Genomic DNA, 22,559 nt, shown 5'->3' with positions numbered 1-22,559 from the left:
TTGAGAGTCCCGACCATGAAATTCCAGGGTAAGACGAATTCGAAGACGACCGCAATCGCGCTGGCAGCCACGGCGCTGCTGGGTGCTTGCAGCGCCGGCGGCGGCCCCACCAAGAGCACGGGCACGACGCCGCCGCCCACGGCCTCCGACCTGGTCGTCTCCGTCGACAAGTCGTCCATCGCCGATACCGGCGCCGATACGGCGACCATCACGGTCACCGCCGTCGACTCCTCGCGTAACGCGGTGGGCAACATCCCCGTGACCATCACGCCCGATCGCAACGCCATCGTGAGCGCCAGCGGCACCACGACGGCCACCGGCACCGGCGTGGTGACCGGCACGCTGAGCATCGGCAGCGACAAGTCCGACCGCACCATCGATGTGGTGGTGACGTCGGGCAGCATCTCCAAGACGATCCATGTCGCCGTCACCGGCGCGCAGTTGCAGGCCACGGCCGGCTCCGCCACGCCCGGCCAGACCGCGACCGTGCAGTACGCACTCGCCGACAAGAACAACGTGAGCATCGCCAACGAGCCGATCGTCATCACGATGAGCGGGACGACGACGAACGGCGTCACCGACGCGAACGGCGCCTACACCTACAGCTACACGGTGCCGTCGACCGCCTCGGTGGACATCAGCGCCACGGCCGCGGGCGTGACGACCGACACGCCCATCACGACCTCGTCCGGTACGACGAGCGCCGCGACGGGGACCGTCACGTCCGCCTCCGTGGCCGCCAATCCGGCCACCGTCGCGGTCAACACGGCCGGCTCGACCGTCAACTCCGTGAACGTGCGTGGCCTGTTCCTGGGCGCCGGCAACAGCCCGATCCAGTACGTCCGCGTGCGCTTCGATCTGAATGGCGATCCCAACGGCATCGGCGGCGCGCTCACTTCGAGCGGGGGCTACGTCTACACCGACGCCAACGGCGTGGCGCAGACGACCTACACGCCGGGCGCCCGTGGCAGCGGCAACCAGCAGCTGACGATCCGTGCCTGCTGGAGCGAGACCGACTTCGCAGCCGGCACCTGCCCGAACGCCGCGACGGCGAACGTCACCGTGGCGCAGAACGGCGTCAGCATCTCGATCTTCACCAACGGCAAGATCACGCCGGACGACAACAAGCTGGTCTACAACGCCCCCTACACGGTGCAGGTCGTCGACTCGGTCGGTCAGCCGATCAAGGGCGTGCTGGTCACCGGTTCCGTCGACCTGCCGCGCTACTATCGCGGCAACTGGGTGCCGTTTGGTACGTCCTGGGGCTTGAACACCGTCAACGTCTGCGACAACGAGGACATCAACCGCAACGCCGTGCTGGAGACCTATTCCAACGGCCAAAAGGAAGACCAGAACAACTCCGGGAAGATCGAGCCCTACGCCGCCGATGCAGCGATCACCCCGCAGTCCGTCGGCAGCGACACCACCGATTCGTTCGGCCTGGCCTACTTCAACCTGCAGTATGGCCAGAACGTGGCTGGCTGGGACGACTTCACGTTGACGTTCAGCGCCCTGGTCTCCGGCACCGAGGGCAAGGCGTCGACGTCGGGCAACCTGCCTTACCCGGCGGCGCTTGTCGATGCGGCGCCGAGCGCGGGCGACCTGCCGTTCAAGAACAGCCCGTACAACCTTACCTCTGCACCGGGTGTGGCGGCGACGCACGTGCTCACTGTCACGGTCACCGATCCGAATACTCACCGCTCCGGGGTGCTCTGCCAAGCGCAGCCTTGAACCTGGAAGCACGACAGCGCGCCTCGGTCGCGCTGATCGGCATGCCCGGTTGTGGAAAATCCACGATCGGGCGACAACTGGCGCGCTTGCGCCAGTTGGCGTTTCTGGACTCTGATCACGAGATCGAGCGCTTCCTGGGCTGCTCGATCCGCGAGTACTTCGACCGCGAGGGCGAGGCGGCATTTCGCGATATCGAGCAACGCGTGATCGCCGAGACGCTGGCGTCCGGGCAGGCACGCATCGTCGCGACGGGCGGCGGCAGCGTGCTGCGCCCAGCCAACCGCGACGCGATGAAGGCGCGGGCGACGGTCGTCTACCTGCACACGCAGCCCGAGGATCTCGCGCGGCGTCTCAGCCGCGACACCCAACGGCCGCTGCTGCAGGTCGCCGATCCGCGCCAGCGCCTGCGCGACCTGTACGCGGTGCGCGATCCGATCTATCGCGAGGTGGCCGACATCGTCGTCGACACCGCCCACAAATCGGCGACGATGCTGGTCAACCTGATCTCGATGCAGCTCGACATGAGCGCGGGATCGCGGCAGGACGCAGAATAGGGGTCGATGACGACCCTGACCGACACTCCTGACCGCCGCCAAGCCGCGCCGATGGCCCCGACCGTGGTGCAGATCGCGCTGGGCGATCGCAGCTATCCGATCCTCATCGGCGCGGGCCTGCTCGCCGATCCCGCGACCTGGGCGCCCCAGGCCAACCGCAAGTCGGTGGCGCTGGTCGTCACCAACACGACGGTCGAGCCGCTCTATGCCGCGACACTCGCCCAGGCGCTGTCGCCGCACTTCACGCGCGTGCGCACGCTGGCGCTGCCCGACGGCGAGGTCCACAAGGACCTGGCGAACCTCAACCTGATCTTCGACGAGCTGCTGGGCCAGGAGGCCGATCGGCGCACGGTGCTGTATGCGCTGGGCGGGGGCGTCGTCGGCGACATGACCGGCTTCGCGGCCGCCTGCTACATGCGCGGCGTGCCATTCGTGCAGGTGCCCACGACGCTGCTGGCGCAGGTCGACTCCTCCGTCGGCGGCAAGACGGCGGTCAACCACCCGCTCGGCAAGAACATGATCGGCGCGTTCTACCAGCCGCGCCAGGTCGTGTGCGACCTCGCGGTGCTGGACACGCTCCCCGATCGCGAGATGTCTGCGGGCCTGGCCGAGGTGATCAAGTACGGCGCCAGCATCGACATCGACTTCCTTGGATGGCTCGAGCGCCACATCGACGCCCTGCGCGCGCGCGATCGCGCGGCGCTCGCGCATGCGGTCAAGCGCTGCTGCGAGATCAAGGCCCGTGTCGTCGGTGCCGACGAGAAGGAAGCCGGCCTGCGCGAGATCCTCAACTTCGGCCACACCTTCGGCCACGCGATCGAGGCGGGCATGGGTTACGGCGCGTGGCTGCATGGCGAGGGCGTCGGCTGCGGCATGGTGATGGCGGCGGCGTTGTCCGCGCGACTGGGGCTGGTTGACGAGGCGTTCGCGCGCCGCATCGAATCGCTGGTCGCGCGCGCGGGCCTGCCCGTGCGCGGGCCCGCGAGCCTGGCGCCCGGGCGCTACCTCGAGCTGATGCGGGTCGACAAGAAGGCCCAGGGCGGCGACATCCGCTTCGTGCTGCTGACCGGCGAAGGCCATGCCACGGTGCGAACGGCGCCCGAGGCCGCGGTCGTCGACGTCATCGCGGCGCTGACCGCCGCCTGAAGGCGCCGTCCGACGTGATCTCCAGCCCGCTCGTCGAACGCCCCCCGTATGCCAGCGATCCCGCGACGTCGCGCGGTCGCCGCCGATCCGAACCCGCCGCGCCGACGCGCACCGAGTTCCAGCGCGACCGCGACCGCATCGTCCATTCGACCGCGTTCCGCCGCCTCGTCTACAAGACGCAGGTCTTCCTGAACCACGAGGGCGACCTGTTCCGCACGCGGCTGACGCATTCGCTGGAGGTCGCGCAGCTCGGGCGTTCGGTGGCGCGCACGATGGGCCTCGACGAGGACCTCGTCGAGGCGATCGCGCTCGCGCACGACCTCGGCCACACGCCGTTTGGCCACGCTGGGCAGGACGCGCTGGACGACTGCATGCACGACCATGGCGGCTTCGAGCACAACCTGCAGAGCCTGCGCGTGGTCGACGAGCTCGAGCTGCGCTATCCGGAGTTCGACGGCCTCAACCTGACGCTGGAGACGCGCGAGGGCATCCTCAAGCGCGTCACGCTGGCGCAGGCGCGGGTGCTCGAGGAGATCGAGCCGGGTGGCGTCGGCCACCGCTTCGTCGCCGGCCTGCAGCCGGGCCTGGAGGCGCAGCTGACCAACCTGGCCGACGAGATCGCCTACAACTGCCACGACGTCGACGACGGCGTGCGCTCCGGCCTGCTCGATCCGGCGCAGCTCGACGACGTGCCGTTGTACGCGCGCTTGCGTGCGGAGGCGCTGGACGCGCACCCGCGACTGCACGCGCTGCCCGCGCGCCGCCTCGTGCACGAGACGCTGCGACGGATGCTGTCGCAGATGATCTACGACCTGATCGACACCAGCCAGGCCGCGATCGATGCAGCGGCGCCCGCGAGCCCGCAGGCCGTGCGCGAGCTGCCGCTGCTGATGCGCTTCGGCGCGACGATGCGGCACGAGAGCAGCGAGCTCAAGCGCTTCCTGTTCGCCAACCTGTATCGCCACCCGGCCGTCACGTCCACCACCGACCGGGCGCGCGAGGTCGTGCGCGCGCTGTTCGCAATCTACCTCGATCGTCCGTCCGAGATGAGCGACGAGTTCCAGCACGCCGTCGATCGGCCGCGCGCGGTGGCCGACTACATCGCCGGCATGACCGACCGCTTCGCATTGAAGGAGCACCAGCGGCTGACCGGCGAGGTGCTGTTCGGCACCTGGTCGTCGCTGGGGCGGGCGCCGACCTGAGCGGCCCCTGAAATCCGGGTTCGCCAGAAGGCGCCGGAACAATGGGGGTCAGCTAAACTGGTGCCATGGCCCGCCTCACCCGCTTGTCGCTGCCCGGACTGCCGCATCACCTGATGCAGATCGGCAACAACCGCCAGCCCATCTTCGTCGACGACGAGGATCGCCAGGCCTGGTGCGCGCACCTGCGCGAGGCCAGCCTGGTGGCGCGGGTCGACATCCACGCCTACGTGCTGATGTCCAACCACGTGCACCTGCTGGCCACGCCGCGCGACAGTGCCGATGGCCTCAGCACGATGATGCAGTCGCTCGGCCGCCGCTACGTCGCGGCCTTCAACCGCCGCCACGGCCGCTCCGGCACGCTGTGGGAAGGGCGCTTCCGCGCCGCGCTGGTCGACCCCGATGATTCGCTGCTGCCCTGCATGCGCTACATCGACAGCCACGCCCAGCGCAGCGGCTTGGTGGCCGACGCCTCGGACTACGCCTGGTCGAGCTGCGCCCACCACCTGGGGCGGCGGCGCGATCCCCTGATCGTCGACCATGCCCGCTACTGGGCGCTGGGCAACACGCCGTTCGAGCGCGAAGGGGCGTTCCGCAACTTCCTCGACGAGGGCGTCAGCCAGCGCGAGGCGCAGGCAATCTCGCAGGCGACGCGCCGGGGATGGCCGATCGCCGGTGTCGAGGGGCAGCGTCGACTCGCGACGCAATTGGGACGCGAGATCGTGCCGCGCCCGCGCGGACGCCCGCGCCGCGTCGGCGATCCCGCCCCCTGATCGGCCGCGTCGTCCGGCAGGCTCGACGCCCCGGGTCGATATCCGACCAATTCACTTTTCCAGCGCCGCTCGCCGCACCGGGCGACGCGGCGGCGCCACGATCAAAATTCTGTCAACGAGGCGAACCAGCTTCAAAATCACCACCGTGGTGCGCTTTTCAGCCATTCAGCCTGTCAAACTGACTATGACCCCAATTAAGAGCGCACCATGACAATGCATCGTAGCTAAATGACACCGACCCCTGTTTAATGGATTTGCCCCTGCGAGAGTGCTGCTTTAGTCTTCGGGTTTTCCAGCGCTGAAAAGGAATCGCCATGAGCACGGCAGACCAGGGGCAACCCACCTCGATGACCGACATCGCCGCCGCGGCCGCGGGCGGCCTGTACGACGCCTCGAACGAGCACGATGCCTGCGGCGTCGGCTTCGTGGCGCACATCAAGGGTCAGCGCGCCCACGCGATCGTCACGCAAGGCCTGAAGATCCTCGAGAACCTCGACCATCGCGGCGCGGTCGGCGCCGACAAGCTGATGGGCGACGGCGCGGGCATCCTGATCCAGATCCCCGACGAATACTTCCGCGCCGAGATGGCCGCCGTCGGCATCGAGCTGCCGCCGCCCGGCGAATATGGTGTCGGCCAGATCTTCCTGCCGAAGGAGCACGCGTCGCGCCTCGCCTGCGAGCAGGAGCTCGAGCGCGCCGTGAAGGCCGAAGGCCAGGTGCTGCTGGGCTGGCGCGACGTGCCGGTCGACCGCGAGATGCCGATGTCGCCGACGGTGCGGGCCAAGGAGCCAGTGCTGCGCCAGATCTTCATCGGCCGCGGCGCCGACGTCATCGTGCCGGACTCGCTCGAGCGCAAGCTGTACGTGATCCGCAAGACCGCCTCGGCCGCGATCCAGGCGCTCAAGCTGACGCACAGCCGCGAGTACTACGTGCCCAGCATGAGCTGCCGCACCATCATCTACAAGGGCCTGCTGCTCGCCGACCAGGTGGGCAAGTATTACAAGGACCTGGCCGACCCGCGCGTGGTCTCGGCGCTCGCGCTGGTGCACCAGCGCTTCTCCACCAACACCTTCCCCGAGTGGCCGCTGGCCCACCCGTACCGGATGGTGGCGCACAACGGCGAGATCAACACCGTCAAGGGCAACTTCAACTGGATGCGGGCTCGCGAGGGCGTGATGAAGTCGCCGGTGCTGGCCGACGACCTGCGCAAGCTCTACCCGATCAGCTTCGAGGGCCAGTCCGACACCGCCACGTTCGACAACACGCTCGAACTGCTGACGATGGCCGGCTACCCGCTGGCGCACGCGGCGATGATGATGATTCCCGAGGCGTGGGAGCAGCACGCGGTGATGGACCTGCGCCGCCGCGCGTTCTACGAGTACCACGCCGCGATGATGGAGCCGTGGGACGGCCCGGCCGCGATGGTGTTCACCGACGGCAAGCAGATCGGCGCCACGCTCGACCGCAACGGCCTGCGTCCGGCGCGCTACATCGTCACCGACGACGACCTCGTCGTGATGGCGTCGGAGTCGGGCGTGCTCGACATCCCGCAGAACCGCATCATCAAGAAGTGGCGCCTGCAGCCGGGCAAGATGTTCCTGATCGACTTCGAGCAGGGCCGCATCGTCGACGACGAGGAGCTGAAGAACCAGTTCGCGTCGGCCAAGCCGTACCGCCAGTGGATCGACAACGTGCGCGTCAAGCTCGACGAGATCCCGGTGCTGGCCGCGCCCGCGCTCGAGGAGGAAGCCGGCACGCTGCTCGATCGCCAGCAGGCCTTCGGCTACACGCAGGAAGACGTCAAGTTCCTGCTGAGCCCGATGGCCGTCCTCGGCGAGGAAGGCACCGGCTCGATGGGCAACGACTCGCCGCTGGCCGTGCTCAGCGACAAGAACAAGCCGCTGTACAACTATTTCAAGCAGCTGTTCGCGCAGGTGACGAACCCGCCGATCGATCCGATCCGCGAGGCGATCGTGATGTCGCTGAACTCGTTCATCGGCCCGAAGCCCAACCTGCTGGACATCAACGCGGTCAACCCGCAGATGCGTCTCGAGGTCTCGCAGCCGGTGCTGGACTTCGACGACATGGCCCGCCTGCGCGCCATCGAGAAGCACACGTTCGGCAAGTTCAAGCCGCACGAGATCGACATCGTCTATCCGACCAGCTGGGGCCGCGAAGGTGTCGAGGCGAAGCTGGCGTCGCTGTGCGCCGAGGCCGTCGACGCGATCCGTGGCGGCCACAACATCCTGATCATCACCGACCGCCGCGTCGGCAAGGACCTGGTGGCGATCCCGGCGCTGCTGGCGCTGTCGGCGATCCACCAGCATCTCGTGCGCGAGGGGCTGCGGACGACGGCCGGGCTGGTCGTCGAGACCGGCTCGGCGCGCGAGGTGCATCACTTCGCGGTGCTCGCCGGCTACGGCGCGGAAGCGGTGCATCCGTACCTCGCACTCGAGACGCTGGGCTCGCTGCATGCCGACCTGCCGGGCGACCTTTCTGCGGACAAGGCCGTCTACAACTACATCAAGGCGGTCGGCAAGGGCCTGTCCAAGATCATGTCGAAGATGGGCGTCAGCACGTACATGTCGTACTGCGGGGCGCAGCTGTTCGAGGCCATCGGTCTGGACACCGGCGTGGTCGGCAAGTACTTCCGGGGCACCGCGTCGCAGGTCGGCGGCATCGGCGTGTTCGAGATCGCGGAAGAGGCGCTGCGCATGCACCGCGCGGCCTTCGGCGACGATCCGCTGCTGGCCGAGATGCTGGACGCCGGCGGCGAATACGCCTGGCGCACGCGCGGCGAGGAGCACATGTGGACGCCTGACGCGATCGCCAAGCTGCAGCACAGCGCGCGCTCCAACAAGTTCGACACGTACAAGGAATACGCGCAGATCATCAACGACCAGAGCAAGCGCCACATGACGCTGCGCGGCCTGTTCGAGTTCAAGATCGACCCGAGCAAGGCGATCCCGCTGGAAGAAGTCGAGCCCGCGGCCGAGATCGTCAAGCGCTTCGCGACGGGGGCGATGTCGCTGGGCTCGATCTCCACCGAGGCGCACTCGACGCTGGCCATCGCGATGAACCGCATCGGCGGCAAGAGCAACACGGGCGAGGGCGGCGAGGATCCGGCGCGCTATCGCAACGAGCTCAAGGGCATCCCGATCACGCAGGGCACCAAGGTGTCGGACGTGCTGGGCGACGGCGTCATGGTGGCCGACTTCGAACTCAATGCCGGCGACAGCCTGCGCTCGAAGATCAAGCAGGTCGCGTCGGGCCGCTTCGGCGTCACGACCGAGTACCTCGTCTCGGCCGACCAGATCCAGATCAAGATGGCCCAGGGCGCGAAGCCGGGCGAGGGCGGCCAGTTGCCGGGCGGCAAGGTGTCCGAGTACATCGGCAAGCTGCGCTACTCGGTGCCGGGCGTCGGCCTGATCTCGCCGCCGCCGCACCACGACATCTACTCGATCGAGGATCTGGCGCAGCTGATCCACGACCTGAAGAACGCCAACCCGCGCGCCGACATCAGCGTCAAGCTCGTGTCCGAAGTGGGCGTGGGCACGATCGCCGCGGGCGTCACGAAGTGCAAGGCCGACCACCTGGTCATCGCCGGGCACGACGGCGGCACCGGCGCGTCGCCGTGGTCGTCGATCAAGCACGCGGGCACGCCGTGGGAACTCGGTCTGGCCGAGACGCAGCAGACGCTGGTGCTCAACCAGCTGCGCGGCCGCGTGCGCGTGCAGGCCGACGGCCAGATGAAGACGGGCCGCGACGTCGTGATCGGCGCCTTGCTGGGCGCCGACGAGTTCGGCTTCGCGACCGCGCCGCTGGTCGTCGAGGGCTGCATCATGATGCGCAAGTGCCACCTCAACACCTGCCCGGTGGGCGTGGCCACGCAGGATCCGGTGCTGCGCAAGAAGTTCGCGGGCCGCCCCGAGCACGTCGTCAACTTCTTCTTCTTCATCGCCGAGGAAGCGCGCCAGATCATGGCGCAGCTGGGCATCCGCAAGTTCGACGACCTGATCGGCCGCAGCGAGTTCCTCGATACCCGCAAGGGCATCGCGCACTGGAAGGCCTGCGGACTCGATTTCTCGAAGGTGTTCCACCAGCCCGCGATGCCGGCCAGCGTCTCGCGCCTGCACAACGACGTGCAGGACCACGGCCTCGACAAGGCCCTCGACCGCAAGCTGATCGAGCGCTCGCGCCCGGCCATCGAGCGCGGCGAGAAGGTGCAGTTCATGGAGGACGCGCGCAACCTGAACCGCTCGGTCGGCGCGATGCTGTCGGGCGAGCTGATCCGCACGCGGCCGGAAGGCCTGCCCGATCACACGCTGTTCATCCAGATGGAAGGCACCGGCGGCCAGAGCTTCGGCGCGTTCCTCGCGCAGGGCATCACGCTGTACCTGATCGGCGACTCCAACGACTACACCGGCAAGGGCCTGTCCGGCGGCCGCGTGGTGATCCGGCCGTCGATCGAGTTCCGCGGCGACGCCACGAAGAACATCATCGCCGGCAACACCGCGCTCTACGGCGCGACGAGCGGCGAGGCCTATTTCCGCGGCGTCGCGGGCGAGCGCTTCGCGGTGCGGCTGTCGGGCGCGTCGGCGGTCGTCGAAGGCACCGGCGACCACGGCTGCGAGTACATGACCGGCGGCACGGTGGTCGTCCTGGGCAAGACGGGCCGCAACTTCGCGGCCGGCATGTCCGGCGGCGTGGCCTATGTCTACGACGAGGACGGCAAGTTCGCCGAGCGCTGCAACACGGCCATGGTGAGCCTGGAGAAGATCGTCACGGCCGACGAGCAGGCCAAGTCCGTCGAGCGTTCGATCTGGCATCGCGGCGAGGCCGACGAGACCTTGCTGCGCCAGATGATCGAGGCGCACCACAAGTGGACCGGCAGCCTGCGCGCGCGCGAGATCCTCGACCACTGGGCGGACTCGCGCGCCCGCTTCGTCAAGGTGTTCCCGAACGAGTACAAGCGCGCGCTGGGCGAGATCCACGCGAAGAACGAGGCCGGCGCGACGATCGCCAAGGCGCGGAGCGGCCAGGACGTCAGCGTCCCCGCCAAGTAAGCCAGCACCAGAACGACGAGGAACAGATCATGGGAAAAGTCACCGGCTTCATGGAGTACGAGCGCCTCGAGGAGGGCTACGCGCCCGTGCAGACGCGCCTGAAGCACCACAAGGAATTCGTCATCGGCCTGAAGGTGGACGACGCCAAGGTGCAGGCGGCGCGCTGCATGGACTGCGGCACGCCGTTCTGCAACAGCGGCTGCCCGGTCAACAACATCATTCCGGACTTCAACGACCTGGTCTACACGAACCAGTGGAAGAACGCGGCGACGGTGCTGCACTCGACCAACAACTTCCCCGAGTTCACCGGCCGCATCTGCCCGGCGCCGTGCGAAGCGGCGTGCGTGTTGAACGTCAATGACGACCCGGTGGGCATCAAGTCCATCGAGCACGCGATCGCAGACCGTGCGTGGGAAGAGGGCTGGATCGTGCCGCAGAAGGCCGCGCTGCGCACGGGCCGCAAGGTCGCGGTGGTCGGCTCCGGTCCCGCGGGCCTGGCCGCCGCGCAGCAGCTCGCGCGCGCCGGCCATGACGTCACGGTGTTCGAGAAGAACGACCGCATCGGCGGCCTGCTGCGCTACGGCATCCCCGACTTCAAGATGGAGAAGACGCACATCGACCGCCGCGTCGCGCAGATGGAGGCCGAGGGCGTCACGTTCCGCACCGGCGTGGTCGTCGGCGAGTGGCCCAAGGGCTCGAAGATCACCAACCACGCCAAGGAGACGGTGAGCGCGGAGCAGCTGAAGTCGGAGTTCGACGCCGTGCTGCTGGCCGCGGGCTCGGAAGTCTCGCGCGACCTGCCGGTGCCGGGGCGTGACCTCGACGGCGTGCACTACGCGATGGAGTTCCTGCCGCAGCAGAACAAGGTCAACGCCGGCGACAAGCTGAAGGGCCAGACGCTGGCCACCGGCAAGAACGTCATCGTGATCGGCGGCGGAGACACCGGCAGCGACTGCGTGGGCACCAGCAACCGCCACGGCGCGAAGAGCGTCACCCAGTTCGAGCTGATGCCGATGCCGCCCGAGCAGGAGAACAAGCCGCTCGTGTGGCCGTACTGGCCGACCAAGCTGCGCACCTCGTCGTCGCACGACGAGGGCTGCTCGCGCGAGTTCGCGATCGCGACCAAGGAGTTCGTCGGCGAGAAGGGCAAGCTCACCGCGCTGAAGACCGTGCAGATCGAGTTCAGGGACGGCAAGCTGAGCGAGGTCGCCGGCAGCGAGAAGGTGTGGCCGGCCGACCTCGTGCTGCTCGCGATGGGGTTCACCAACCCGATGTCGCAGCTGCTGCAGTCGTTCGGCGTCGATGCCGACGCGCGCGGCAACGCCAAGGCCGGCGTCGACGAGAAGACCGGCTACAAGACCAGCGTCGACAAGGTCTGGGCCGCCGGGGACGTTCGGCGCGGGCAGTCGCTGGTCGTGTGGGCGATCCGCGAAGGCCGCCAGGCCGCGCGCGCGATCGATCTCGCGCTGATGGGCTGCACGACGCTGCCGCGCTGAGCCGCGCCCGGCGATGTGAGCGGGCGCTTCGGCGCCCGCGTTGGTGACGGCAGCATGTTCACATGGTGGCTCGTTGCGTGGATGCCACGCAAATCGTTGCCTAGGCAGGCTTTTAGGGGTTTCCAATGGGGGTACCCGACGCACGTGGCCGAGTTCGCACACAATGCGGCAGCGGGAAAGCCCTGATGCTCGCTCGTCCGGACAGGATCCAGAAAGGTCCGGGCAGCGAAGCTGGCGCCCCGATTCCTCCACCTGAACGCCGCCTCGGCGGCCGGATCCCGGCTTGAACTCCGATACCTTCATCCAGATCGACCACGTCACGTTCGGCTACGACGCGAGCCGCACGATCCTGAACGACGTGTCGATGCAATTCGCGCGAGGCAAGGTCACGGCCATTCTCGGCGGGTCGGGTTGCGGCAAGACGACGCTGCTGCGCCTGATCGGCGGCGTCTACCGGCCACAGAAGGGCCGCGTGATGTTCGACGGCCAGGAGGTCGACACGCGCAATCGCGACCAGCTCTACGCGATCCGCCGCCGTCTCGGCATGCTGTTCCAGTTCGGCGCGCTGTTCACCGACCTGAGCGTCTACGAGAACGTCGCCTTCCCGCTGCGCGAGCACATGGATCTGAGCGAATCGATGATCCGCGACATCGTGCTGATGAAGCTCAACGCGGTGGGCCTGCGCGGCGCGGCGCAACTGCGCATCGCCGAAGTCTCCGGCGGCATGGCGCGCCGCATCGCGCTCGCGCGCGCGGTGGCGCTCGACCCCGAGGTCATCATGTACGACGAGCCCTTCGCCGGGCTCGACCCGATCTCGATGGGCGTGACGGCCAACCTGATCCGCCGCTTGAACGACACCACCGGCGCCACGTCGCTGATGGTCTCGCACGACGTGCAGGAGTGCTTCGCGATCGCCGACTACGCCTACCTGATGATGCCGGGCGGCATCGTGGTCGCGCAGGGCAAGCCCGAGGAATTGAACGAATCCACCGATCCGCAGGTGCGCCAGTTCATCCGCGGCGAACCCGACGGTCCGATCAAGTTCCACTACCCGGCGCCGCCGTTCGCCGAAGCGCTGGGGCTGCCGCAATGATCGGCTTCGTCAACTCCCTCGGCCAGGCCACGCTGCGCGCGTTCGCCGCGCTGGGCCATGCGGCCTACTTCTCCGTCGACCTGGCGCGCTTCACGCCGGGCTCCCTGCGGCGCTTCGGCCTGGTGGTCGACCAGATCTACGCGATCGGCTACCGCTCGCTGACCATCATCCTGGCTTCCGGTTTCGCCGTCGGCTGCGTGCTCGCGCTGCAGATGTATTACGCGCTGGTGCCGTTCGGCGCCGCCGAATCGCTGGGGCTGGTCGTCAACCTGTCGCTGGTGCGCGAGCTCGGGCCGGTCGTCACCGCGCTGCTGTTCGCGGGCCGCGCCGGCACCGCGCTGACCGCCGAGATCGGCCTGATGAAGGCGGGCGAGCAGCTGTCGGCGATGGAGCTGATGGCGGTCGACCCGCGCAGCCGCGTGCTGGCGCCGCGCTTCCTGGCCGGCATCGTGTCGATGCCCATCCTGGCCATCCTCTATTCGGCAATCGGTATCCTCGGCGCCTGGCTCATCGCGGTGCAGCTGATCGGCGTGGACCCGGCCAACTTCTGGTCGATCATGCAGTCGAAGGTCGACATCACGCGCGACGTGGGCAACGGCATCGTGAAGTCCTTCGTGTTCGGCGTGATCTGCACCGGAGTCGCCCTGTACCAGGGCTATGAGACACAGGCGACGCCCGAGGGCGTGGCCTATGCAACGACGCGCACCGTGGTGTTCTCCTCGCTGGCCGTGCTGGCGATGGACTTCATCCTCACGGCGATGATGTTTTCGACGTCCTGAATGGCGTCAAGGGTTTGAATCGGATCTGACATGGCAAAGAAAAGCACAGAGACCCTGGTGGGAGTTTTCGTCTTGCTGGGCATCATCGCCCTGGCATTCCTGGCGTTGAAGGCGGCGAACCTCGCCAGCTTCAGCGCCGCGAAGACCTACACCGTCCGCGCCCGCTTCGACAACATCGGCGGCCTGAAGAAGAATGCGCCGGTGCGCAGCGCCGGCGTGTCCGTCGGCCAGGTGACCTCGATCACGCTCGACAAGAACACCTACCAGGGCCTGGTGATCATGAAGATCAACGAGGGCGTGCAGTTCCCGGTCGACTCGTCGGCCAAGATCCTGACCGCCGGCCTGCTGGGCGACCAGTACATAGGCATCGAGCCCGGCTCCGACGACAAGAACCTGGCCAACGGCGACCTGATCAAGCAGACGCAATCCGCGGTGGTGCTGGAGAACCTGATCGGCCAGCTGATCTTCAACAAGGCGGCCGACGCCGGCTCTTCGAGCAACCCGGCGCCCGCCCCTGGCGCGTCGCTTGCTCCTGCTCCGGCCGCGTCAGCGGCGACTTCGGGATCCAAGAAATGACCAACATCGCCCTGGCTCGCGCCCTGTCGCGCGGCGTCGCCGCGCTCGCTCTCGCGGCGGTCGCCGGCTGTGCGACGACCGGCGGCGTGGATCACCAGGACCGGCACACCGCCGGCCCGAAGGACCCGTACGAGACGGTCAATCGCAAGATCTTCGCCTTCAACGACACGCTCGACGAGTACGCGCTCAAGCCGGTCGCCAAGGCCTACAACGCGGTCATCCCGTCGCCGGTGCGCACCGGCATCCACAACTTCTTCGGCAACTTCTCGGACGCCTGGTCGGCCGTCAACCAGCTGCTGCAGGGCAAGCCTGGCGACGCCGGCACGATGACGCTGCGCGTGCTGACGAACACGACGATCGGCATCGCCGGCATCTTCGATCCGGCCACCAAGCTGGGCTTCGAGCGCAAGCCCGAGGACCTGGGCCTGACGCTGGGCCACTGGGGCATGGAGCCGGGCCCGTACCTGGTGCTGCCGCTGTTCGGCTCGTCCGACATTCGCGACGCCGTCGCGCTGCCCGCCGACACCTACGTCTCGCCGGCGCTGCTGGTGCCCAAGTTCTGGCAGGGCGTGGCCGTCGACACCGTCGGCGTGATCGACACCCGGGCCGGCCTGCTGGGCGCGAGCCAGATGCTGGACGACCTGGCGTTCGACCGCTACACCTTCATGCGCGACGCCTACATCACGCGCCGCCGCAGCCTGGTCTACGACGGCAATCCGCCCGACCTGCCGGACTACGACGACGCCTCGGACAGCTCGAAGTCGGCGCCGTCGCCCGCCGATGCCGCGAGCGGCGCGCAGAGCGGCACGAAGCCCGTGCTGCCGCCGTCGCCTGCCGCGTCGGGCGCGCAATCTTCGGCCGTGACGCCCGACCAGCGCGTGGCCACGGCCGTCGCCGCGTCGCCGGCCACCCCGCCGTCGCAACCGCAGCCGGTGCCCGCGCCGCAGCCGTCGCAGCCCGTGCCCGGCGGCGTCACGCCCGCGCCGATGCCGGCGTCGGCACCCACCTTGCCGGTGCCGCAGGTCGGCCCGGTGCCGACCCCGCCGCCGCCGGCGTCCGCGCCGCGCGCATGAGGCCTCGCGCGACAGGCGACAATGGCTGGGCGTCGCCGCGTCGTACGTTTCTTTGCATGTCGCCCTTGTGAACCAGCACCCGGCGACTGGCGTTATGGAATGGAGCGATCCCCCGCTCGAAAGGACAAGAATGTTTCAACGCACGATTTCTTCGCTGATCTTCGCCGCTGCCACCCTCGGCGCCACTGCCGCGTTCGCGCAAACCGCGCCGGACGTCATGATCAAGCAGGTGGCCGGTGACGTCATCGAGTCGGTCAAGAACGACAAGGCCATTCAGGCCGGCGACATCTCCCGCATCCACGGCCTGGTCGACACGCAGGTCATGCCCCACGTCGACTTCCAGCGCATGACCGCCGCCACCGTCGGCAAGGCCTGGAAGACGGCCACGCCCGAGCAGCAGGCCAAGCTGCAGGCCGAGTTCAAGACGCTGCTGATCCGCACCTACGCCGGCGCGCTGACCAAGGTGAACGCGCAGACCACGGTCGAACTGAAGCCGACGCGCTCCGCCGCGGAAGACACCGACGTCACGGTGCGCACCAACATCAAGGGCACGGGCGGCGACCCGATCGAGATCGACTACCGCCTGGAGAAGCAGCCGGCGGAATGGAAGATCTTCGACGTCAACGTCCTGGGTGTCTGGCTGGTCGACCAGTACAAGAGCAGCTTCGCGCAGCAGATCGCGTCGTCGGGCGTCGACGGCCTGATCAACGCGCTGGTCGCGAAGAACAAGGCCCCGGCCGCTACCAAGTGATGACGTCGCTGCCGGCCAGCCTGACGCTGCGCGACGCGCAGGCGGTGCTCGAATCGCTGCGCCAGTCCCTGGCCGCCGACGGCGGCGAGGTCTGGCGCATCGACGCCTCACCCGTGACGCAGCTCGACACCTCGGCGCTGGCCGTGCTGCTCGAATGCTCGCGCATCGCGGGCGCCGCCAAGCGCAAGCTGGAGATCGTCAACGCGCCCGCGCGCATGAGCGATCTCGCGCACCTGTATGGTGTCGACGCGCTGCTGGGTGTCGAGGCGGCCGAGTTCAAGCCTGCGGCCAACGTGGGCGAGTCCAAGCCGGCCGAGATCCCGACCGTGCCGATCCTGCGCTGAGTCGTTCGGCTCCAAAAAACAAAACCCGCCGCCGGCGGGTTTCTTCATTCCGGCGTGGCGTAGCGCCGCGACCGCAGGTTGCGCTTGATCTCCTGCAGCGCCGGCCGCAGGCCCTGGCCGAGCCGCAGCGCGACGCCGGTGGTCAGGATGTCGATGATCATCAGGTGCAGCATGCGCGAGACCATCGGGCTGTAGCGGTCGAAGTCCTCGGGGTGGTCGGCCGCCAGCAGGATCTGCGAGTTGGCCTGCGTCAACTGCGCGAGCGGCGACGAGCTGGCCGTGACGACGATCAGCGTCGCGCCCTTCTTGCGCGCGATGTCGGCCACGTCGATCAGGTCGCGGCTGCGGCCCGAGTTGCTGATGATGACCGCGCAGTCGCCCGGGCCCAGCATCGTGGCGCTCATCACCTGCACGTGGCCGTCGCTGCTGGCCGAGGTGTTGACGCCCAGGCGGAAGAACTTGTGCTGCGCGTCCTGCGCGACGATGCCGGAGTTGCCGACGCCGTAGAACTCGATGCGCTTCTTCTCGACGCCGGCCTGGGTCAGCGCCGCGATGGCGCGCTCGAACGCATGGCCCTGCGCGTTGTTGCGATACTTCAGCATCGCGCTGACGGCGTTGTCGATGACCTTGACGATCAGCTCGCCCGGGCCGTCGTCCTCGTCGACCGAGCGGTGCACGAAGGGCACGCCCTCGTTGACGGTGCCGGCCAGCTTCAGCTTGAAGTCGGCCAGGCCGTCGTAGCCGACGCTGCGGCAGAAGCGCACGACGGTCGGCTTGGACACGTGCGAGCGCTCGGCCAGCTCGCCCACCGGCGTCGACGCGAAACCGCGCGGATCGCTCAGCACGAGCTTGGCCACGCGCTGCTCGGCGGGCGGCAGCGCGGGGATGGATGCGCGGACACGCTCCAGCATCGTCATGCGCGGCTGCTCCGCTGACCGAGGGGCGCAAGCGCGCGACCGCCGCGCGCGGCCGCTCCGGAGCAAGGGCGCGCTCCCCTCGGGGGGTGGTTCGCTGCACTCAGCGAAGCAGGGGCTGTCATTCTTCTTCCGCCCAGGCGAAGCCGTCGCGGGCGATCAGCGAGCTGGCCGCTGCCGGGCCCCAGCTGCCGGCCGCGTACGAACGCGGCGGCTCGGAGTCGTTGGCCCAGGCGTCCAGGATCGGGCCGACCCAGCGCCAGGCCTGCTCCTGCTCGTCGCTGCGCACGAACAGGTTCAGGCGGCCGGCGATCGCGTCGAGCAGCAGGCGCTCGTAGGCGCCGACGCGGTCGGTCGGGAAGGCCTTGTCGAAGTCGAGGTCCAGCGAGACGGTGCTGAGCTGCTCGGCGGCGCCTTGCGAGCCCAGGCCCCCCTTGGCGGCCTGCAGCGTCAGCTCCAGGCCGTCCTCGGGCTGCAGCTTGATGATCAGCTGGTTGGCGCGGTTGGGGCCGCCGAAGATGGGGTGCGGCACCGGCCGGAAGTTGATGACGATCTGCGCATCGCGCGCCGCCAGGCGCTTGCCGGTGCGGATGTAGAACGGCACGCCGGCCCAGCGCCAGTTCTGCACCTCGGTGCGCAGCGCGAGGAAGGTCTCGGTATGGCTGCCCGCGGGCACCTTCACCTCGTCGAGGTAGCCGGGCACGGCGCGGCCGTCGATGTTGCCGGCGCGGTACTGGCCGCGCACGACGTCGCGCGCGACGCTCTCGCGCGTGAACGGCTTGAGCGAGCGCAGCACCTTCAGCTTCTCGTCGCGGATGGCGTCGGCGTCGTTGGTGGCGGGCGGCTCCATCGCGATCATGGTCAGCAGCTGCAGCGCGTGGTTCTGCACCATGTCGCGCAGCGTGCCGGTGCGGTCGTAGAAGTCGCCGCGGGTGCCCACGCCCAGCGACTCGGCCAGCGTGATCTGGATGTTGGCGATGCTCTCGCGGCGCCACAGCGGCTCGAACAGCGCGTTGCCGAAGCGCAGCGCCATCAGGTTCTGCACCGACGGCTTGCCGAGGTAGTGGTCGATGCGGAAGGCCTGCTTCTCGGCGAAGACCGACTTCACGACGCGGTTGATCTCCTGCGCGCTGGCCAGGTCATGGCCCAGCGGCTTCTCGAGCACCACGCGGATGTGCGGGCCGTTGAGCTTCGCGGCGCCCAGCTGTTCGCAGATCTGCGGGAACAGGTGCGGGCTCGTCGCGAGATACAGCACGGCGGTATCGGCGTTGCGCGCGTCGATCCACTCCTTCAGGCCCTGGTAGTCGTCGGGCTTGGACAGGTCCATCCGGCGGTAGTGCAGCAGCTCGGCGAACTTCGCGAATTCCTCGTCGCTCGGCTGCTTGGAGCGGTCGACCTCGACGAAACGCTCCTTGATGAACGCGCGGTACTCGGCGTCGGTGCGCTCGTCGCGCGCCACGGCCAGGATGCGGCCGCCGTCGGGCAGCTTGCCGTGGCGGAACGCCTGGAACAGCGCGGGCATGAGCTTGCGCCACGTGAGGTCGCCGGTACCGCCGAAGAATACGAGATCGAAGGACATGGTGTTTCTTGTCGAGGCAGGATGGAAACCCGGGTGCGTCGGCCGTACCGGGAACTTGTCTCAGCGTAGTGGTGGTGTAACTTTGTTTCAGGAATAATGATGCCGAAGTTTCTTCCCGCGGTCAAATGCGCCGCCCGCCTTCTTCCCAGGGGATGACATGAACCAGCTCGACCAACTCAAGGCCTTCACCGTCGTGGTGGCCGACACCGGCAACTTCAAGCAGATGGCGCAGTACGCGCCGCGCGATGCGACGACCAACCCGTCGCTGATCCTCAAGGCCGTGCAGCAGGCCGACTACGCGCCGCTGCTGACCGACACCATCGCCGCGCACAAGGGCGAGCCGCTCGCCGACGTCGTCGACCAGGTGCTGGTGCGCTTCGGCCGAGAGATCCTGAAGGTCGTGCCGGGCCGCGTCAGCACGGAGGTCGACGCGCGGCTGTCGTTCGACACGCAGGCGACGATCGCGCGGGCCCGCGGCATCATCAAGCTCTACGAGGACGCCGGCATCGTGCGCGACCGCGTGCTGATCAAGATCGCGTCGACGTGGGAAGGCATCGCCGCCGCGCGCGCGCTCGAGGCCGACGGCATCCACTGCAACCTCACGCTGCTGTTCAGCTTCGCGCAGGCCGTGGCCTGCGGCGACGGCGGCATCACGCTGATCTCGCCGTTCGTCGGCCGCATCTACGACTGGTACAAGAAGCAGGCCGGCGCGAAGTGGGACGAGGCCGCGCAGGCCGGCGCCAACGACCCGGGCGTGCAGTCGGTGACGCGCATCTTCAACTACTACAAGAAGTTCGGCATCAAGACCGAGGTGATGGGCGCGAGCTTCCGCAACGTCGGCCAGATCCAGGCGCTCGCCGGCTCCGACCTGCTCACGATCAGCCCCGACCTGCTCGGCGCGCTGCAGGCCGACTCCGCGCCGCTCGCGAAGGCGCTGGACGCCGACGCCGCCCAGTCGCTGCCGCTCGATCGCGTGCACTTCGACGAACCGTCGTTCCGCTTCGCGCTCAATGAGGACGCGATGGCCACCGAGAAGCTTGCCGAGGGCATCCGCGCGTTCGCCGCCGATTCCGTCAAGCTCGATGCGCTGATCGAGGGCGCGAAATGAGCCTGGTCCGCTGCGACAAGACGGAGGCGTGGTCGGCGCTGCGCGCGCACTACGAGTCCAAGGGCCGCCAGTTCGACCTTCGCACGGCGTTCGCGGCCGACGCCGGCCGCTTCGACCGCTTCTCCGTGCAGGCGCCGGGCGTGTTCGCCGACCTCTCGAAGAACCGCTGGGACGCGAGCACGCGTGCCCTGTTGACGGGCCTGGCCGCCGAGTGCGGCCTCGAGGCGCGCCGTGACGCGATGTTCGCCGGCGAGCCCATCAACCTGACCGAGGGCCGCGCGGTGCTGCACACGGCGCTGCGCGCGCCGAAGGACGCGCCGCCGCTGAGCGCGGCGACGGACGCCGCCATCGCCGACGTCCATGCCGTGCTCACGCCCATGCTCACGTACGCGGAGGGCGTGCGCGCGCAGGCCGGCACGCAGTTCACGGACATCCTCAACATCGGCATCGGCGGCTCCGACCTCGGCCCGCAGATGGCCGTGCTCGCGCTGGAGGAGTTCGCGCATCCCAAGCTGCGCTTCCACTTCGTCTCCAACGTCGACGGCCACGACATCGCGCCGGTGTTGAAGCGCCTCAATCCGCGCACGACGCTGGTCATCGTCGCATCGAAGACGTTCACCACGCAGGAGACGCTGGCCAACGCGAACGTCGCGCGCGAATGGTTCACGGCCAACGGCGGCACCGACGTCGGCGCGCACTTCGTGGGCGTCACGACCAACATCCAGGCCGCGGCCAAGTTCGGCATCACGACGACCTTCGGCTTCTGGGACTGGGTGGGCGGCCGCTACTCGCTGTGGAGCGCGATCGGGCTGTCGCTGGCGATCGCGATCGGCGCCGACGGCTTCGAGGATTTCCTTGGCGGCGCCAACGCGATGGACGAGCACTTCCGCACCGCGCCGCTCGCGCACAACCTGCCGGTGCAGCTCGCGCTGGTTGACGTCTGGTACCGCAACTTCCACGGCTTCACGAGCCGAAGCGTCGCGCCGTATCACCAGGGTCTGAAGCGGCTGCCGGCCTACCTGCAGCAGCTCGAGATGGAGTCCAACGGCAAGTGCGTCGATGTCGATGGCCACGCCGTGCCGTTTGCCACCAGCCCCGTCGTCTGGGGCGAGCCCGGCACCAACGGCCAGCACGCCTACTTCCAGATGCTGCACCAGGGCACCGACGTCGTGCCGGTGGAGTTCATCGCCGTCAAGACGCCGGCCAAGGGCCACACGGGCCGCTACGCCGACCTGCACGCCAAGCTGCTCGCCAACTGCCTGGCGCAGTCGCAGGCGCTGATGCAGGGCAAGCCGGCCGCGGAGGCGGCGCAGGAGTCGCCGCCGACGGCCTCGCGCACGATCGCGCGCGAGGTCATCGCCGAGCACCGCAGCTTCCCGGGCAACCGCCCGAGCACGACGCTGGTGCTGGACGCGCTGACGCCGCGCACGCTGGGCGCGCTGATCGCGCTGTACGAACACCGCGTGTTCTGCACCGGCGCGCTGTGGGGCATCAACAGCTTCGACCAGTGGGGCGTCGAGCTCGGCAAGGCCTTGTGCAACGAGCTGTTGCCGCGCTTCGAGAGCGGCGCCACCGATGGGCTCGACTCGTCGACCGCCGGCCTGCTGACGAAGCTGATCGCGAAATGAGCGGCGAACTCAAGAGCGGCCGCGCCTTCGTCTTCGACTTCGGCCGCGTCGTCTTCCGCTGGCGGCCCGAGGTGCTCGTGTCGAGCGTCCTGCCGCAGCGCGCGACCGACGACGAGAGCACGCGCCACTGGGTGCAGCAGATCTTCCAGGCCTACGGCGGCGACTGGGGCGACTTCGACCGCGGCGTCGTCGATCCGCCCGAGCTGGCGCGGCGCATTGCGACGCGCACGGGCCTGACCGAGGCCGAGGTGCAGGCGATCGTGGCCGCGGCGCCGGGCGAACTGGAGCCGTTGCCCGACACCGTCGCCTGGATCCGCCGGCTGCACGCGCAGGGCTGGCCGCTGCACTTCCTGTCCAACATGCCCGAGCCGTTCGCGGCGCACTTCGAGCGCACGCACGACGTCCTCGCGCTGTTCGAGTCGGGCGTGTTCTCGGCGCGCGTGCAACTGCTCAAGCCCGAGCCGGAGATCTACGCGCATGCCGCGGCGGTGTTCGGGCGCAGGCCGGCCGACCTGCTGTTCCTCGACGACCACTGGCCCAACATCGTGGCCGCACGCGAAGCCGGCTGGAGCGCGATCCACTTCACGGACGCGGCGCAGGCCGAGGCCGAGGCGATGGCGCTCGGCTGGTAGTGCGTGGACAACTGTCGCGTCAAGTTCACGCGTTTGCCCATTTCGCCCCGGAACAAGTAACCTAGAGGCTCGCGGCAACGCTCGCGTCCGGAGGCGGTGGCCCGTGCACCGATGGGA

General features: G+C 68.6%; 18 protein-coding genes. 16 read left to right on the top strand and 2 right to left on the bottom strand.

Annotated features, from left to right (window positions below; genetic code table 11):
* Positions 1 to 15: 15 nt before the first annotated feature.
* The 13 genes from LPC04_RS24965 (at position 16) to LPC04_RS24905 (ending at position 16,581) form a co-directional block, all read left to right on the top strand.
* Positions 16 to 1,731, top strand: coding sequence for a hypothetical protein (locus LPC04_RS24965; protein ID WP_275685030.1), 1,716 nt, complete (start codon positions 16 to 18; stop codon positions 1,729 to 1,731).
* Positions 1,728 to 2,285, top strand: coding sequence for a shikimate kinase (locus LPC04_RS24960; RefSeq protein WP_275685029.1), 558 nt, complete (start codon positions 1,728 to 1,730; stop codon positions 2,283 to 2,285). Before LPC04_RS24965 ends, LPC04_RS24960 begins: the two co-directional genes overlap by 4 nt.
* A 6-nt stretch (positions 2,286 to 2,291) precedes the next feature.
* Positions 2,292 to 3,431, top strand: a complete 1,140-nt coding sequence (gene aroB, locus LPC04_RS24955; protein WP_275685028.1) for a 3-dehydroquinate synthase — start codon at positions 2,292 to 2,294, stop codon at positions 3,429 to 3,431.
* Positions 3,432 to 3,445: 14 nt separating this feature from the next.
* The gene (locus LPC04_RS24950) at positions 3,446 to 4,633 is read left to right on the top strand and encodes a deoxyguanosinetriphosphate triphosphohydrolase (protein ID WP_275685027.1); all 1,188 of its coding nucleotides are present in this window, start codon (positions 3,446 to 3,448) and stop codon (positions 4,631 to 4,633) included.
* Positions 4,634 to 4,698: 65 nt separating this feature from the next.
* Positions 4,699 to 5,403, top strand: coding sequence for a transposase (locus LPC04_RS24945; protein ID WP_275685026.1), 705 nt, complete (start codon positions 4,699 to 4,701; stop codon positions 5,401 to 5,403).
* 314 nt (positions 5,404 to 5,717) lie between these two features.
* Positions 5,718 to 10,469, top strand: a complete 4,752-nt coding sequence (locus tag LPC04_RS24940) for a glutamate synthase-related protein (RefSeq protein ID WP_420854767.1) — start codon at positions 5,718 to 5,720, stop codon at positions 10,467 to 10,469.
* A 29-nt stretch (positions 10,470 to 10,498) separates the two neighbouring features.
* The gene (locus LPC04_RS24935) at positions 10,499 to 11,965 is read left to right on the top strand and encodes a glutamate synthase subunit beta (RefSeq protein ID WP_275685025.1); all 1,467 of its coding nucleotides are present in this window, start codon (positions 10,499 to 10,501) and stop codon (positions 11,963 to 11,965) included.
* A 283-nt stretch (positions 11,966 to 12,248) separates the two neighbouring features.
* Positions 12,249 to 13,058: an ABC transporter ATP-binding protein gene (locus tag LPC04_RS24930; protein ID WP_275685024.1), complete on the top strand. Its 810-nt coding sequence runs from the start codon at positions 12,249 to 12,251 to the stop codon at positions 13,056 to 13,058.
* Positions 13,055 to 13,837: a lipid asymmetry maintenance ABC transporter permease subunit MlaE gene (mlaE, locus tag LPC04_RS24925; RefSeq protein ID WP_275685023.1), complete on the top strand. Its 783-nt coding sequence runs from the start codon at positions 13,055 to 13,057 to the stop codon at positions 13,835 to 13,837. The genes LPC04_RS24930 and mlaE overlap by 4 nt, the downstream gene beginning before the upstream one ends.
* A 30-nt stretch (positions 13,838 to 13,867) precedes the next feature.
* Complete coding sequence (gene mlaD, locus LPC04_RS24920) at positions 13,868 to 14,413, top strand: outer membrane lipid asymmetry maintenance protein MlaD (protein WP_275685022.1); 546 nt, start codon at positions 13,868 to 13,870, stop codon at positions 14,411 to 14,413.
* On the top strand, positions 14,410 to 15,486 hold the full coding sequence (locus tag LPC04_RS24915; RefSeq protein WP_275685021.1) for an MlaA family lipoprotein: 1,077 nt from the start codon (positions 14,410 to 14,412) through the stop codon (positions 15,484 to 15,486). Before mlaD ends, LPC04_RS24915 begins: the two co-directional genes overlap by 4 nt.
* Positions 15,487 to 15,616: 130 nt before the next feature.
* Positions 15,617 to 16,237, top strand: a complete 621-nt coding sequence (locus tag LPC04_RS24910; protein ID WP_275685020.1) for an MlaC/ttg2D family ABC transporter substrate-binding protein — start codon at positions 15,617 to 15,619, stop codon at positions 16,235 to 16,237.
* A complete protein-coding gene (locus tag LPC04_RS24905) occupies positions 16,237 to 16,581 on the top strand; it encodes an STAS domain-containing protein (protein WP_275685019.1) in 345 nt (114 codons plus the stop codon). The genes LPC04_RS24910 and LPC04_RS24905 overlap by 1 nt, the downstream gene beginning before the upstream one ends.
* A gap of 44 nt (positions 16,582 to 16,625) precedes the next feature.
* On the opposite strand, the gene LPC04_RS24900 is transcribed toward LPC04_RS24905, so the two are convergent.
* Both LPC04_RS24900 and zwf read right to left on the bottom strand, forming a co-directional pair.
* Positions 16,626 to 17,492, bottom strand: a complete 867-nt coding sequence (locus tag LPC04_RS24900; protein WP_275685134.1) for a MurR/RpiR family transcriptional regulator — start codon at positions 17,490 to 17,492, stop codon at positions 16,626 to 16,628.
* Between the two features lie 124 nt (positions 17,493 to 17,616).
* A complete protein-coding gene (gene zwf, locus LPC04_RS24895; protein WP_275685018.1) occupies positions 17,617 to 19,074 on the bottom strand; it encodes a glucose-6-phosphate dehydrogenase in 1,458 nt (485 codons plus the stop codon).
* Positions 19,075 to 19,231: 157 nt separating this feature from the next.
* Between zwf and tal the strand changes: the two genes are divergently transcribed.
* From tal to LPC04_RS24880, 3 genes are read left to right on the top strand one after another with little or no spacing between them, the layout of a single operon-like run.
* Positions 19,232 to 20,182 carry a transaldolase gene (gene tal, locus LPC04_RS24890; protein ID WP_275685017.1) on the top strand — a complete coding sequence of 317 codons (951 nt, stop codon included), beginning with the start codon at positions 19,232 to 19,234 and terminating at the stop codon, positions 20,180 to 20,182.
* Positions 20,179 to 21,810 (top strand): glucose-6-phosphate isomerase, encoded by a 1,632-nt coding sequence (gene pgi / locus LPC04_RS24885; protein WP_275685016.1) that lies wholly within the window; start codon positions 20,179 to 20,181, stop codon positions 21,808 to 21,810. The genes tal and pgi overlap by 4 nt, the downstream gene beginning before the upstream one ends.
* A complete protein-coding gene (locus LPC04_RS24880) occupies positions 21,807 to 22,442 on the top strand; it encodes an HAD family hydrolase (RefSeq protein ID WP_275685015.1) in 636 nt (211 codons plus the stop codon). The genes pgi and LPC04_RS24880 overlap by 4 nt, the downstream gene beginning before the upstream one ends.
* The last annotated feature ends 117 nt before the right edge of the window (positions 22,443 to 22,559 follow it).

This window comes from Scleromatobacter humisilvae, from assembly GCF_023231945.1.
GTDB lineage: Bacteria > Pseudomonadota > Gammaproteobacteria > Burkholderiales > Burkholderiaceae_C > Scleromatobacter > Scleromatobacter humisilvae.
The sequence above is the reverse complement of the archived record's forward strand: the minus strand, read 5'-3'. Positions and strand labels throughout refer to the sequence as shown.